Origin of the sequence: Micromonospora sonneratiae (assembly GCF_042679305.1) — a bacterium.
Classification (GTDB): domain Bacteria; phylum Actinomycetota; class Actinomycetes; order Mycobacteriales; family Micromonosporaceae; genus Micromonospora_H; species Micromonospora_H sonneratiae.
In genome coordinates this window covers 1-15,105 of sequence record NZ_JBHTMP010000105.1, presented here as the reverse complement: position 1 = coordinate 15,105, position 15,105 = coordinate 1, and the positions used below count along the sequence as shown (strand labels likewise).

9 protein-coding genes are annotated in these 15,105 nt (G+C 70.3%); 4 read left to right on the top strand and 5 right to left on the bottom strand.

All coding sequences use genetic code 11. The annotated features are described in order from the left end of the window. Positions 1-553: 553 nt before the first annotated feature. Positions 554-958 (bottom strand): RDD family protein, encoded by a 405-nt coding sequence (locus ACFQ4H_RS33210; protein WP_377578952.1) that lies wholly within the window; start codon positions 956-958, stop codon positions 554-556. A 331-nt stretch (positions 959-1,289) separates the two neighbouring features. Between ACFQ4H_RS33210 and glnA the strand changes: the two genes are divergently transcribed. From glnA to ACFQ4H_RS33195, 3 genes are all read left to right on the top strand, one after another. Beyond that, a complete protein-coding gene (gene glnA / locus ACFQ4H_RS33205; RefSeq protein WP_377578950.1) occupies positions 1,290-2,714 on the top strand; it encodes a type I glutamate--ammonia ligase in 1,425 nt (474 codons plus the stop codon). Between the two features lie 120 nt (positions 2,715-2,834). Then, the gene (locus tag ACFQ4H_RS33200; RefSeq protein ID WP_377578948.1) at positions 2,835-3,281 is read left to right on the top strand and encodes a PadR family transcriptional regulator; all 447 of its coding nucleotides are present in this window, start codon (positions 2,835-2,837) and stop codon (positions 3,279-3,281) included. After that, positions 3,278-4,282 carry a hypothetical protein gene (locus ACFQ4H_RS33195; RefSeq protein WP_377578946.1) on the top strand — a complete coding sequence of 335 codons (1,005 nt, stop codon included), beginning with the start codon at positions 3,278-3,280 and terminating at the stop codon, positions 4,280-4,282. Before ACFQ4H_RS33200 ends, ACFQ4H_RS33195 begins: the two co-directional genes overlap by 4 nt. Here the strand turns inward: ACFQ4H_RS33195 and mptB are convergent. Further along, positions 4,271-5,689 (bottom strand): polyprenol phosphomannose-dependent alpha 1,6 mannosyltransferase MptB, encoded by a 1,419-nt coding sequence (gene mptB / locus ACFQ4H_RS33190; protein WP_377578944.1) that lies wholly within the window; start codon positions 5,687-5,689, stop codon positions 4,271-4,273. The two genes, ACFQ4H_RS33195 and mptB, sit on opposite strands and share 12 nt — an antisense overlap. A 45-nt stretch (positions 5,690-5,734) precedes the next feature. Here mptB and ACFQ4H_RS33185 point away from each other — a divergent pair, with 45 nt between their 5' ends. After that, positions 5,735-7,342 carry a hypothetical protein gene (locus ACFQ4H_RS33185; RefSeq protein WP_377578942.1) on the top strand — a complete coding sequence of 536 codons (1,608 nt, stop codon included), beginning with the start codon at positions 5,735-5,737 and terminating at the stop codon, positions 7,340-7,342. 25 nt (positions 7,343-7,367) lie between these two features. Here ACFQ4H_RS33185 and ACFQ4H_RS33180 read toward each other — a convergent pair whose 3' ends face one another. The 3 genes from ACFQ4H_RS33180 to ACFQ4H_RS33170 all read right to left on the bottom strand — a co-directional run. Then, positions 7,368-10,514: a bifunctional [glutamine synthetase] adenylyltransferase/[glutamine synthetase]-adenylyl-L-tyrosine phosphorylase gene (locus ACFQ4H_RS33180; protein ID WP_377578940.1), complete on the bottom strand. Its 3,147-nt coding sequence runs from the start codon at positions 10,512-10,514 to the stop codon at positions 7,368-7,370. Positions 10,515-10,525: 11 nt separating this feature from the next. Next, positions 10,526-11,293 carry a type 1 glutamine amidotransferase gene (locus tag ACFQ4H_RS33175; protein WP_377578938.1) on the bottom strand — a complete coding sequence of 256 codons (768 nt, stop codon included), beginning with the start codon at positions 11,291-11,293 and terminating at the stop codon, positions 10,526-10,528. A 215-nt stretch (positions 11,294-11,508) separates the two neighbouring features. Next, positions 11,509-15,105: Tc toxin subunit A-related protein (locus ACFQ4H_RS33170; protein ID WP_377578936.1), on the bottom strand; the 3,597-nt coding region annotated here is incomplete at its 5' end.

Sequence of the window (15,105 nt, the reverse complement as noted above, 5' to 3'; positions counted from 1 at the left end):
ACCGGCTTAGCCTCCAGCGACGTCACCGCCTGGTCGGCCAGGGCCGGACCCGCGAACACACCACCGGTGAAAGCCAGACCAGCAGCAGCAAGCACACTCTTACGAAGAATCGTGTTCATGACAAAGCTCCAATACAGGGGGGAAAGAACGCCTCCCACAGGGGGAAAGGAGAGACGCGGAAGCAACCCGCGCACATCAGCGCGCGCCGCTCACCAGAAAGGGGGAAGAAAAAGGAACGCCACACGCAACCCCCGGATCACCGGGGTGCGGGCGTAGACAAGATGTAACGACCAGCCAGCCGCCAACATTCCAGCCACCCGAAGACCATCACCGCCGGGCCAGCCGAAGAGGCCACGCTACTCAGCCGTACGCGATATACAACGCCCCCACCCCCGCCAGCATTCCGCCGAGAGCGGCCGATCAGCTCTTTACCGAACCGGTCACGACGCCCAGACCAGCGGATTCATGCTCCGGCCAGCCGACAGGGCACGGCAACCAGATCAGACATAGGCCATGAGATCGGACATCGGTGGCCGGAGCCGGCAGTCGGGTGTCAGGCTCCCGCTGCCGGACGATTGACTGGAACCGCCGTGACGACGACCGAGCCGACCAGCCGGTCGTGCAGCCCCCGACGCCGGTCATCCATGATCAGCGCCGGCACCACGAGACACAACAGTGCACCACGCAACAACCCTCGGATGACCCCGATCCGCCCGCCGTCGGCGTACGACACGCAGCGGACGCGGGTCATCCACATGCCGGGCGTCTGGGCGAAGAGTCCCACGAAGAACCCGTACTCGAGGATCAGCACCAGTACGGGAGGCCAGCCGTCCCGCAGCGGATCCCCGAAGAAGTTGGCGACCAGCAGACAGAGCACCCAGTCGATGATCAGGGCACCGAACCGGCGACCCAGGCTCGGCGGAACGAAGTCGGGGTCGGCCGAGGGAGAACCGGGCACTGCGTGCTCACGTTGTACCGCCACGGAGAGTCAGGGTATCCGCCACCTTGACAGACCCGACCACCGGCCGCCCACGCCGCCGTCAGGCAAGGCACCGACACGGTTTGCCTGGTCATCAGCTCCTTCAGCGACAGATTGGGCAAATTCCGACAAGTGTCATCAAGCGGCACTCCCGGGTAACTGTCGAGAGGACGCCACGCAGGGCCGACCGGCAAAGATGACGCTCCGCGAGTGACGTAACACGACAGAAACACTCAAGACATGCCCGGGCAACCGCATCGCCATAGCGTCGCCAGCAGCCTAGCCACCAGTGGAAGTGCCAGGAGGACGTGTGTTCGCCAACCCCGAGGAACTCCTGCGATACCTCAAGAACGAGGACGTGAAGTTCGTCGACGTACGTTTCTGTGACCTGCCCGGCGTGATGCAGCACTTCAACCTGCCGGTCGAGTCGTTCGACGACAGCGTCTTCACCGATGGTCTCGCCTTCGACGGATCGTCGATCCGCGGCTTCCAGGCCATCCACGAATCGGACATGCTGCTGCTGCCCGACGTCGCCACCGCCTTCATCGACCCGTTCCGGGCGCAGAAGACGCTGGCGCTCAACTTCTTCATCCACGACCCGTTCACCCGGGAGGCCTACTCCCGCGACCCGCGCAACGTGGCGAAGAAGGCCGAGACCTACCTCGCCGCCAGCGGCATCGCCGACACCGCCTACTTCGGCGCCGAGGCGGAGTTCTACATCTTCGACTCGATCCGTCACGAGACCTCGGCCCACCAGGCGTACTACTACATCGACTCGATCGAGGGCGCCTGGAACACCGGCCGCGAGGAGCCGGGCGGCAACCGGGGCTACAAGACCGGGTACAAGGGTGGCTACTTCCCGGTGCCGCCGGTCGACCACTTCGCCGACCTACGGGACAGCATCGTTCGTCGGCTGATCGACACCGGCTTCACCGTCGAGCGCTCGCACCACGAGGTGGGCACCGGCGGCCAGGCCGAGATCAACTACAAGTTCTCGACCCTGCTGCACGCCGGCGACCAGATGCAACTGTTCAAGTACCTGGTCAAGAACGAGGTCTGGGCCGCCGGCAAGACCGCGACCTTCATGCCCAAGCCGCTCTTCGGCGACAACGGCTCCGGTATGCACACCCACCAGAGCCTGTGGCTGAACGGTGAGCCGCTGTTCTACGACGAGACCGGCTACGCCGGCCTGTCCGACACCGCCCGCTGGTACATCGGTGGTCTGCTGCACCACGCGCCGTCGCTGCTGGCCTTCACCAACCCGACGATCAACTCGTACCGCCGTCTGGTGCCGGGCTTCGAGGCACCGGTGAACCTGGTCTACTCGCAGCGCAACCGCTCCGCCTGCACGCGGATCCCGGTGACCGGCAGCAACCCCAAGGCCAAGCGGGTCGAGTTCCGGGTACCGGACCCGTCGGCCAACGTCTACCTCGCCTTCTCGGCGATGTTGATGGCCGGACTCGACGGCGTCAAGAGCAAGATCGAGCCGCCGGAGCCGATCGACAAGGACCTGTACGACCTGCCGCCGGAGGAGTGGGGCTCGGTCAAGCAGGTGCCGGGCTCGCTGCCCGAGGTGCTCGACGCACTCGAGGCCGACCACGACTACCTGCTCGAAGGCGGCGTCTTCACGCCCGACCTGATCTCCACCTGGGTGGACTGGAAGCGGGCCAACGAGGTCGACCCGGTCCGCCTGCGGCCGACCCCGCACGAGTTCGCGATGTACTTCGACTGCTGATCCGAAGACCAGCGGTCACGACCGGGCCGATCCGCCGAGTGCGGGTCGGCCCGGTCGCTTTTGATGGACGATAGATCAGTCGAATACCGATATAGCTTTGCTAGCGTTATATTGCCCTTCATGACGTCCCCACTCCGGGAACCAACCTTCCTCATCCTCACGGCACTCGCCCGCGAGCCGATGCACGGTTACGGCATCATCGGCGAGGTCAAGGCACTCTCCACCGGACGGCTCTCGCTGCGTCCAGGCACCCTCTACGGTGCCCTCGACCGGCTCCTCGACGAGGGCCTGGTCGAATCCGACCGAGAAGAGATCGTGGACGGCCGCCTCCGGCGCTACTACCGACTCACCGACCTCGGCGGCGACATGCTCACCGCCGAGACCGAACGCCTCCGCCGCAACGTCGATGCGGCCACCCAACGTCTACGTGCCCGGTCGGAACGCGCCGCTTCACCGGTCGACAGCACGGACAACCCGGCGGGTGGAGCGGCAGGCACGACGGAAGCACGGGGCGGAACGACGGGAGCACTGGGCGGCTTCGCCCAACCGGCGGGAGGCCTTGCATGAGCCATCCGCCGTCCAAACTTGAACGCCGCTATCAGCGACTGCTGTGGGCGTACCCGACGAACTACCGCGCCGAGCGCGGACCGGAGATCGTCGGGACGTACCTGGATCTGGCCGGGCCGGGACGCCGGTGGCCATCGTTGGCCGACGCCGCCGACCTGCTCGGCGGTGGCCTGCGCCAACGGCTACGAGCCGCCGGCGCGCTCGGCCTACTGACCGGCGTACGGACAGCGGCGACACTAGCCCTCACCACCGCCACCGCCCTGGCTGCTGTCTGGTTCGTACTGGTGGAGGCGAAGCCGGAACACGAACTCTTCTACAGCTTCGGCCCGTTCCACTCACTCGGGGCGGTGGTCTGGCTCGGCTGGATCGTCGCCTCGGTTCTCGTCGCCACGTTGCCCGCACCGTGGCCCCGGATCGCAGTCACGGTCGCGATCGTGCTGACCATGGCGGTCGCGCCGGCCAGTGCACTGACCGGATACCCCCGCCCAGCGCTGTACATCTTGCTGCCTCAGGTTGCGCTCGGCGTGGTAGCCCTGGCCCGACCCGACCATGCCGGGCCGTGGCATCGATTCGCGCCCCTGGGCGGTACGGCATCCGCCACGGCCATCAGCATGGTCACGGGATTGAGCGCGGCGAACTACGGATGGTCCTCCGGCTCGATCGTCGGTGGTGCCGCTTTTGCACTGATCATCTGGGCCGGTGTGCTCACCTTCGGCTATCTGATGCGGGGCGACTCCCGTGGGCTGTGGGCCGCGCTGGTGCTGCTGACTCCGGTAAGCCTGCTCATGGTCCGACCGCTGGCGCCGTACCACCAGAGTGAGGGCTCGCCCTCCTGGTTGGAACTCGCCGGCAGCGCCGTCATTCTCACCGTCGGTTCCGTGGCGGTGCTGCTGTTGGCGGTCGTCCTCCATGACCGCCTCCGCCGGGTCCTCCTGCCAACGGCACCCAGCCACTGTCCGACCTGCGGACGCAGCGGTGGACAGCACCCGTCAGCTCGCTGATTCGACATTGGCCCGCTGCTTCGACCGCGCCGACCGCACCAGGCGTACGACGACCACGATCACCAGCAGCGTCATCAGTGGCGCACCGGGCATCTTGGTGTACCGGGTCAGGCTGGTCCCGTCCGGCAGCACCAGGAACGACACCGCGGCGGCGACACCGGCGAACCAGTCGGTGCGTACGACTGCGGTCGCGGCCAGCACCGCCAGTGGCCAGGTGGCGTACCAGGGGTGGAAAACCGGTGACAACGCGACGGTGGCGGCCAACGCCAGTCCGGCACCGTAGAGGGGATTCCGGTTCCGGGCCCGCCACCACAACCAGACCAGGACCACGGCCAGCGCGACCAGGCCGATCGTCCGGGTGACCGGCAGCGCGTCGATATGCCAGCCGAAGATCCGGGCAACGTAGCCGGCGGTCTGGCCGACCGCCGTCGGCGGAGAACTCCACCCGATCGAGTCACCGCTGCTGGACAGTCCGGCGATCCAGCCGAAGTTGAGACCCGCGGCCAGCGTCACCCCGACGACGGCAGCCAGCGACCCGACGACCACCCAGCCACCGTCGCGTACCAGGGCCCGCATCCGGTACGACCCGACGACCGCGGCCAGCGCGGCGAACGGCACCACCACGGCAGCGGTCGCCTTGATCGCGACAGCGAGTCCGAGCAGCACTCCCCCGGCCAGCAGCCAGGCAACTCGGCCGGAGCGGCCGGGGCTGGCCACGATCACCGCCAGGCCGGTCACCAGCAGCCCGATCATGAGCGCGTCGTTGTGCGCGCCGGAGACCAGGTGCACGCCGACCAGGGGGCAGGCCAACGCCAGCCACAGGGCCCGTTCGACCGGTACGCCGCACCGACGGGCCAGCACCGGCAACGACACGGCGGTCAGACCTACCCCGAGCACCGCGATCAGTCGGAACAGCACGACGATCGTGGTGAGCGAATCGGTCGAGGCGACCACCCCGCCGGAGATGAGGACGAACAGTGGTCCGTACGGTGCCGGAGTGTCCCGCCAGATCAACGAGATCGAGTCCAGCCAGGGACAGGGCAGCGCCGAGACGCCCTGCTCGTACGGGTTCAACCCGGCGGCGTAGGTCGCCCCCTGGCAGGCGTACGCGTAGACGTCCCGGCTGCCCAGCAGCGGCGCGACCAGCAGCGGCAGCAACCACAGTCCGATGGTGACCAGTGCCCAGCGGACCGACGGGATCCGGTGGCGCATCTTCCACCAGGCACCGACCATCAGCCCGGTACCCACCAGCCACGACACGATGATCAACGGCCCGTGTTCGCCCTGCCAGATACTGACCGGCGTGACATCGTCGCCCAACTCGGGAAACGCGCCGCCCAGGAAGGCAGCCACCGACAGCAGGAGCGAACCGGCCAGGCCGGCGTAGCGCGCTAGGTGGTGAGGCACGCCCAACATGCTGCCAGTACCGTGGTCGCGGTTACGGAGGTGGGCATGCGGCGCAGTCGGGTGGTGGCGATGACCACCGGGTCGGCCGCTGTGCTCGGCGCGGTCCTCCTCGTACTGCCCCGGATGGGTTCCGACCTGTCCGCCCAGGTGGCACGGGCCGAATTCTTCGCCGCGCACGGATACCGCGCCATCGACCTGCGCTGGTACGGCGGGGTGAACCAGTTCGGCTACAGCCTGGTGTCACAGCCACTGATGGCCGCGCTGGGCGTACGGGTCACCGGGGTCCTCGCGCTGCTGGTGGCGGCAACGGCGTTCGCCGCGCTGCTGGCCCGTACCAAGGTGGCCCGACCGCTGCTCGGCAGCCTGGTCGGGGTGGTCTGCATCGCCGGCAACCTGGTGTCGGGCCGGGTGACGTACGCCCTCGGCGTGGCGTTCGGCCTGGTCGCCCTGCTGGCGCTCACCGTCCCCGGGGACAGCGGTCGACGGCGGTTGGTGCGGTACGGCGGCGCGGTGGTCGGCACGGCGTTGGCGTCGGCGGCCAGCCCGGTCGCCGGCCTCTTCGTCGGGCTGGCCGGTGCCGCGCTGCTGCTGACCCGCCGGTACGCCCCGGGTCTCGCCCTGGGAGTTCCCGCAGCCGGGCCGATGCTGCTCACCGGCGTGCTGTTCGGTGAGGGCGGTTGGATGAACATCAGCCGCACCGACACCGTGCATGCCGTGGTGACGAGCCTGGTGGTGGCCGTACTGGTGAATCACCGCGCGGTACGGTTCGGTGCGCTGTTGTCGGCGCTCGGTGTGCTGCTGGCCGCCCTGGTACAGACCCCGGTCGGGCTGAACGCGACCCGGCTGGTGGTGATGTTCGCTTTGCCGCTGCTGGCCGCCGACGCGCGCCCGCCGGCATGGCTGACCGAACAGCTACCGGCCCGGCTGTCCAGGCGGCTACCGACCATGCTGCGTGGCCGGACCGCCCAGGTGACGGCGCTGACGGTGTTGCTGGCGGCAGTGTTCTGGTGGCAGCCGCCGGTGGTCGCCGCCGACCTGCGCAGCGCGGGCGACCCGACCGGCGACCGGGCCTACTTCACACCGCTGGTGGCCGAACTGCGACAGCGGAACCTGACCGGGCGGGTCGAGATCCCGCCCACCCGCAACTACTGGGAGGCCGCCCACCTGGATGAGCTGCCGCTGGCCCGGGGCTGGCTGCGCCAGGTGGACATCGACCGGAACCCGCTGTTCTTCACCACGGTCCCGGGTGCCGCCGGCACCGGGGTGCCCCTGACCGAGTCGACCTACCGGGACTGGCTACACGACAACGCCGTGCAGTACGTCGCCGTACCGGATGCCGAACTGTCCTGGATCGGCCGGGCCGAGGCCCAACTGGTCGGGGACGGGCTGCCCTATCTCAGCCTGGTCTGGACAGATCCGCACTGGCGTCTCTACGCCGTGACCGACCCGCAGCCGATCGTGGCTGCCCCCGCCAGCGTGGCCCACCAGGACGCCGCCACGCTCACCTTCGACACACCGGTCGCTGGCCAGGTCCGCGTCCGGATCCGCTACAGCCCATGGCTGACGGTCAGCGACGGCGCCACCCTGACCGCCGAGGATGGCTGGACGCTCGTGACCACACCACAACCCGGCCGCTACACCGTCAGTAGCTGAGCTGCGGATCGCGGCCGGACAGGGGTCAGGCCTCGAGGACCCGTTCCACGGCGGTACGGGACCGCCGACCGGCCCGCAGGTAGTCGTCGAGGAACTCGCCGGGGTCGTCGCCCCCGAGCAGCCGTACCACGCCGGCCAACTCGACGCCGTGCCGCGGCAGTTGGTCACCGGCCCGCCCCCGGACCAGCATCAACGCGTTGCGTACCTGGGCAGCCGTGGTCCAGCCGGTGGCCATCGCGGTGGCGTCGGCCGCGTCGATCAGCCCGGCGTCGCGGGCGGCGGCCAGGGCGTCGAGGGTACGGGTACCCCGCAGCGCGGGAATCTGTCCGGCGTGCCGCAGTTGGAGCAGTTGCACCCCCCACTCGACGTCAGCCAGTCCACCCCGGCCGAGCTTGGTGTGGGTGGCCGGGTCGGCGCCCCGGGGCAACCGCTCGTTCTCCACCCGGGCCTTGATCCGCCGGATCTCGACCACCTGCTCCCGGGTCAGCCCCCGGTCCGGATAGCGCACCGGGTCGACCATCGCCTCGAACTCGGCCCCCAGGTCGGCATCCCCGCCGACGAACCGGGCCCGGAGCAGGGCCTGCGCCTCCCACACCTTCGACCAGCGGGCGTAGTACTGGGCGTAGGCGGCCAGGCTCCGCACCAGCGGCCCCTGCCGGCCCTCGGGGCGCAGGTCGGCGTCCACTCCCAGCGGCGGATCGGGCGCGGGCATGCTGAGCAGCCGGCGCAACTCCTCGGCGATCGCGTGCGCGGCGGCACTGGCCGCGCCTTCGGCCACCCCGGCCGGCGGGTCGTAGACGAAGAGCACGTCGGCGTCGGAGAGGTAGTTCATCTCGTACCCGCCGAGCCGGCCCATGCCGATGATGGCGAAGCGTAACCCCGGCATCGGTGGTTGCGCGGCACGGGCGATCTGGAGCGCGGCGGCGAGGGTGGCGTCGGTGACGGCGGAGAGCGCCTCCCCCACAGCGGTGATGTCGAGGTCGGCTGCGGAGGCCGGAGCCAGCGGGCCGGCGTGGCGCAGCACGTCGGCGCTGGCCAGCCGGACGAGTTCCCGGCGGCGCAGGGCACGCACCGCATAGATCGCCTCGGCCGCGTCCCCCGGGCGGGCACCACCGTTGCCAGCCGTACCAGCGGCAGCAGAACCGGCACCAGCCAGGTGCCGCCCGGCCGCCGCACCGAACCCGTCACACAGCACCCGGGCGTCACGCGGGACCAGTTCGGTGTCCCCGGCCAGCAGCCGCAGCGCCTCCGGGTCCCGGGCCAGCAGGTCCGCGACGTAGCGGGACAGGCTCAGTTCCCGGGCCAGCCGGCGGGCCACCGGGCCCTCGTCACGCAGCAGCCGCAGGTACCACGGGGTGCCCCCCAGCTTGTCGGAGACCTGCCGGTAGTTGAGCAACCCCCGGTCCGACTCCGGCGCGTCCGCGAAGTCCTGCAACAGCACGGGCAGCAGCGTGCGTTGGATCGCCGCCGTACGGGTCACCCCGCCGGTGAGCGCCTGGATGTGTCGTAGCGCCCCGGCCGGGTCGGCGAAGCCGAGCACCTCCAACCGGGCACGGGCCGCCTCGGGGGTCATCCGCAGCCCGTCGGCGGGCACCCGGGCCACCGCCTCCAGCAGTGGACGGTAGAGCAGTTTGGCGTGCAGCCGGCGTACCTCGGTGGAGTGGGTGACCCAGTCGGCGCGGAACGCTCCGACGGCGTCGCGGCCCGGCGTGGCCGTGTAGCCCAGCGCGTGCGCCAGCCAGCGCAGCGCCACCGGATCGGCCGGTACGGTGTGCGTGCGCCGCAGTCCGCGCAGTTGGAGCCGGTGCTCCACACCGCGCAGGAACCGGTAGCCCCGCAGCAGCGCCTCGCCATCCGCACGGCCGACGTAACCGCCGGTGACCAGGGCCTTCAGCGCGGGAATGGTGCCCGGGGACCGCAGTGTCTCGTCGGCCCGCCCGTGCACCAGTTGCAGCAACTGCACGGCGAACTCGATGTCGCGCAGTCCGCCCGGCCCACGTTTGATCTCCCGGTCCTGCTCGCCCGGTGGGATGTTCTCGATGATCTTCCGGCGCATCGACCGGATGTCCTGGACCGCCTCCGGCCGTTCGGCCGCCGACCAGACCAGCGGGGCGAGCTGATCGATCCACTCCCGGGCCAGGGCGAGGTCACCGGCGGCCGGCCGGGCCTTGAGCAGGGCCTGGAACTCCCAGGTGCGGGCCCACCGCCGGTAGTAGGCCAGGTGGCTGGCGAGGGTACGCACCAGCGGGCCGCGGTTGCCCTCGGGACGCAGCGCGGCGTCCACCGGCCAGGCGACCAGTCCACAGATGTGGATCAGCCGGGTGGCCACCGTGGTTGCGGCAGGCAGGTCGTCGTCGGTGGCGGCCACGAAGATGACGTCCACGTCGGAGACGTAGTTGAGTTCGTCGCCACCGCACTTGCCCATCGCCACGACGGCCAGTCGGGGCGGCTCGGTGCCGGCCGGCAGTTCGCTGACGGCCAGGTCGTACGCGGCGGTGAGGGTGGCGTCGGCCAATGCCGACAGCGCCGACATCGTCTGCTCCAGGCTGCGGGCACCGGTCAGGTCGGCCGCCGCGATCCGCAACAGCGCCAACCGGTACGCCCGGCGCAGTTCGGGTATCCGCGCCGAGGGGCGACCGGCTGCCTGCCCACCGATGCTCGGCTTGGCCGTCCGGTCCGCCAGCGGGGCCGTCCCGTCGGTCATCCGGGTCGTCCCAGCCGTCAGCGGGGTCGTCCCGCCCACCGGCCCGAGCGTCCCGTCGGCCGGTGGGGCCGATCCGTCCGTTCCGGTGACCAGCGCCTGCCACTGGTCCGGATTGGCTGCGAGGTGGTCACCGAGCGCGGACGACGTGCCGAGTACGGCGATCAGCCGACGACGCAGGCCGGGATCCGTCCGCAACGCGTCGAGCAGCGCTCCGGCCCCCGGATCCGACCGGCGTTCGGCCTCGACGATCCGGTGCAGTTGGCGCAGGGCCAGGTCGGGATCGACCGCCCGCCCCAGGATGGTGAGCAGCTCGGCGGCGGTCTCGTCGACCGGCTCCTGGGCGGCCGGCTCCCACCAGCCGAGACCGGTCGGGCCGAGCAGGTCGGCGGCCCGGCCGCCATCGTCGCCGTCGGCCACCCCGAAGCCGTACCGGGCGAGCCGGCCCTGGGCGCTCGTCGGTCTGTTCATCGTCGTGCCGCCTAGTGGCCGAGCAGCGGAAGGTCACGTCGGGGTTCCGCCCCGGCCAGCTCGCCCCGGGCCAGGGCAGCGAACCGGATGGCGAACGGCTGCCACACCTCTTCGACGTCGGGCATCACCGCGGCGCACGCGGCGATCACCATCTCCGGGTCGTACTCCAGCTCGGCCAGCAGGTCCGAGTCGGTGGCCCAGGTGGTGATCATGGCGGTGTCCGGCTCGATGTGGAACTGGAGTCCCCAGGCCCGGTCCCCCATCCGGAACGCCTGGTGCGGATAGCGGGTCGAGGCGGCCAGCAGTACGGCGTTCTGCGGCAGCTCGGCGATCTCGTCGGAGTGCCACTGCAACACGTCGGGAATGAGTGGCACCCACTTGAAAAGTGGGTCACTGTCAGCTGCGTCACGCCGGCCGACCAGTCCCGGTCCGACCTCCGGGCCGGCGGCGCCACGCTCGACCTGCCCGCCATGCGCGGTGGCCAGCAGTTGTGCCCCGAGACAGATCGCCAGGGTCGGCACCCGGTGACGGACCGCCTTGCGCAGCAGCCCCTCCAGCGCCGGGAACCAGGGGGCACCGGGGGTGCCGTCGGGCAGCGGATAGGCCCGCTGTTCGCCGCCGAGGACCACCAGCGCCGCGAAACCGGCCAGGTCCGCAGGCAGTTCGTCCCCGTTGTACGGCCGGAGAATGTGCAGGTCAAGGCCACCCTCGGTCAGCCACTCCCCTAGCCGGCGAGGGTCGTCCGTCGGGTCGTTCTCGATCACCAGCGCGGTTGCCACGAGTCGAGGCTATCCCCTGCCGATCGGTCGCCCGCTCGCACCGGTCCATGTTCCGGGCCGGCTCCCGGTGTTGGAGCCGGCCCGGAACCCAGCCTTCGAGATACAGGCCGGCTCCCGGTGTTGGAGCCGGCCCGGAACCCAGCCTTCGGGATACAGGCCGGCTCCCGGTGTTGGAGCCGGCCCGGAACCTGGCCTTCCTGGTACGGGGTACGGAATCAGATCCAGGAGGAAGTCCGGCCGGCGAGGGTGAACACGATGACGACATCCTGGATCAGGCCGTCGGCAAACCACTTCCGGACCTGTGGGGTGTCCTCGAACTGCAGGTCCCACGTGCCCATCGGATGCGCACCCAGCAGCGCCTGCCACTGCGCCCCGCCGGACCGGCGGGTGGTGGCGATGCCACGCACCGTGCGGGTGGCGGCGGTACGGGTCGTCACACCGGCTGGCGTGGTGTGGCTGAGCGAGACGAGCGACACCTCGTCGAGGAGGGCGTCGTCGCGGACCACGAACACGGTCAGCTGGGCGACCTCAAGCTCATCGATGTGGGGCGGCAGGTCGAGCTGGTCGATCGGGACACGTGCCCGCATCCGTCGGCTGGGGTCCTCGACGGTGTCGGGGTTGCTCAACTCGAACCAGACGTCGGGCAACTGGTCCCGGAGGCTGATCGAGCGGTCACCGCTGAAGGACCGGTCGAGCGATCGAATCACCTGGTCGCGGTACTCAGGGCTCTCCAGCGCCGTGTATTCGATGGTGAGCAGGACGTCGGCAATGCCCCGATAGTCGAACAGGTTGGCCGCCTTCGGCAGGTGCAGCTGCCAGACCGTGTCCACCCCCATGCCCTCGAACGGCCGTAGCAGCGCGCCCTCCGGCTCCAGGACGAACAGACCGTTGGCGTTGATGGGCGCGGTGAAGGCGATCATCTCGGGTTCGCGGCGAAGGGTCACGGTCTCGAACGAGTCGCGCGAGACGACGGCCCGGGACACCCCGGACGCGGACATCGTCGCCCGCAGGCCCCGCCCGGCCGGCACGAGCGCAATGATCGACACGCTCACCTGCCGGATCAGCCGCAGGTACTGGCCAGGGAAGTCCCTGTCGAAGTACGACTGCGGCGTGGCGACCGTCAGTACGCCGGTCTGGCGGAACTGCTCCAGTTCGTACGCGGCCACCTGCGCCATGGAGAACGTCTGCGACAGGTGCAGCTTGCGCCGGTCCGTCTCGAACGCGTGTTGGTCGAGCCGGAAGATGTCCTGCAGCAGCCGGGCCGAGCCGGTGATGCCACGCCGGTCCGGCGCGCCCTGGCCGGACTGTGTCGGCTGCCAGTAGTCGGTGAGGATGATCCGGCTCGACACCTCCTGCCGTTCGAAGGCCAGTTGCGCCTGGGCCAGCAGCGCCGCAGCGGTCGCCTGTTGGAGAAAGAACGCGTACACCCGGGCGAGTACGCCGCTCATCCAGTCGTACAGCTCGGCGTTGGTGAACTTGGTGGCCAGGAACTCGGCCACCGCCCGGGCATGCGCGAGCTGCTCGGCGGCGACCTGCCGCTCCTGCTGGGCCACGGCGTGTTGGCCACGGGCACCGATGATCTGCCGCTGGGCCAGTTGGACGTCCACCTCGGCCACCCGACGGTTGAGCCGCCATTCGTCGGCCCGCCGCTCGAAGCTCGCCTTGGTCTGCTGGATCTGCGCCTCGGTCGAAGCCACGGCGGCGGCCTCGGACAGGGCGCCGGCCAGCGTACCGGCGGCATCCCAGAACTTCAGGGTGCCGCCGAGCTGAACCAGCGCGGCGAGCCCGTGCAAGCCCTCGGCGACGCGCAGGGCGGTGAGCTGGTTGTCCTCGGCGTCGCTGAGCCCGGCCTCGATCCACTCGTGGTACGTGTCGAACTGGACCTGCGCCCGGTCACGTTGCAGCAACGCCTGGTCGATACCGTTGGCCGCGAGGTCGACCCGCAGATCCTGGATCGCCAGCGTGCCGGCGGCGATCCGCAGGTCCCGGCCGGCCTGTAGAAGTGCGTAGTTCTCGCCGTCGAGGCGCTCCAGAGCCGACAGGTACGCGGTCTCGACCTGCTGGGCGATGCCGACCAGGGTCTTGGCCCGCTCGATGAGCACGGCGTACCGGTGGGGGCTGGGCAGGCCGTTACCGGGGGCCTCGTCGGCGATGACCGGCTGGCCGGCGATGTCCAGGCCCGCGTGCACCTTCGCCAGGCCGATCTCGGCGAGGCGGGCGAGCGACTCCCGGGCCGGGTTGCGGGGGAAGGGAACCAGTGGCCCCTCCTCGGGCCTGACCTCCGGCAGCTCCAGCAGGTCTCGCGCACCCTGGTACAACGCCCGGGCCCGGGCCCGGGAGTCAGGTGTGTCCTGGGCGAAGACCGAGTCGGCGAAGTCCAGGAAGCACTCCACGACCGACAGGACCGTCGCCCGGGTGTACGTGCCACGCCGTTTGCGGGCGGTGAAGTGCGGGTTGAGCTCGCGTACCTGGGACAGCCACTCGGGCAGGCGGCCGTAGTCGGACTCGGTGTTCTGTTCGAGGACGAGGCCGTAGTAGATCGGCCGGCTGGCGGCGGGCAGGTGGTAGGCGTACACGGTCTGGAACCAGTCCAGCGCGGCCACGAAGTGACCGGCGGCCTGGAGCTTGCGCGCAGCCGCCACCGGTACGAGCCAGAACAGCTCGCGCAGGTGCTGCGGAATCCGCGACTCCGTCTGATAGGGGGTGCTGCCCTCGGCCGCCCGGACCAGGTCCCGGCACAGGGTCTTTCGCGCCGCCAGGCCGGCGTTGTCCAGTTGCTCGGTCAGGACCAGCCCGGCCGGCGCGTTCGACAGCTTGTCCGTATAGGACGTCTTGATGAGTGCGCGTACGTCGTCCGGGGTCGGGTTGGTCAGCCCCGCCAGCGCCTTGAGGAAACCGGTGTAGGCCTCGGTCGGGAGAAGCACCAGGCCGCCGCCGGCGTTCTCGGGAACGTACAGCTGGGGATGAAGCTGGCTCTCCGGATACGCGAACGCGCGCATCGCCGACAGCCAGCGCTCGTACGTCTCGAGCCACTGGTACTCGAGGTCGAAGTTGTTCTCGTTGGCGACCTGCAGCACGGGCACGCCCAGCTCGGGCCGGTAGCTGCCCGACCGCGCGGTCGTGAACAGGTTCTGCAGCGACTCGATGGCCTGCCCGACCCGCGTGGTACGGGCGTCCCGCTGCGCCCGCAGATCGAACGAGAGGGCACGGCTGAGTCGCTCGGCGGCGTCGGCGAACGGCTCGGGCTGCGGCAGGTTGGCACCGATCCGCGTGATGAGCGCGTCCCGCAGCTGCGGCAACACCCGCGCCTCGGCCTCGGCGACCGCGTTGGCGAGGCTCCCGGTCAGGCCGGCGTAGTCGGCCGAGCGAGCGGCCAGTTCGGCGCGCCAGTCGGGGCCGGGCGGGGTCGCGTCCACGCGGACCGCGAAGATCCCTGGGTCCAGCACGATACCGGCCGCGACCTCCTGCTGGCGCCAGGTCGCATACTCGTGTCGGGCGTTGACGGTCAGCAGGTGCCGGGTGATCTCGGCCCACTCCTCGTCGCCGAGCGGGCCGGCGGCGAGCGTGCGGAGCCGGTCGAGCCGCCGCAGCATCGGCTTGTCCAGCCCGACGGCGCGCAGTTCGGCCGAGACGTCCTCGCCGGCCCGGTCGTGCTGGGCGAGTACGGGCAGGTCGATGGGGCCGATGAAGCTCTGCACGGCCGCGTCGAACCCGGCCTGGGTGCGGCTGGTGCCGGCCAGGGCGGACTCGATCTCCGTGTGCCGCGCCGCCCGCCACGCCCCGCGCGCGGTCAGCAGCGCGTCAGCCGGCGC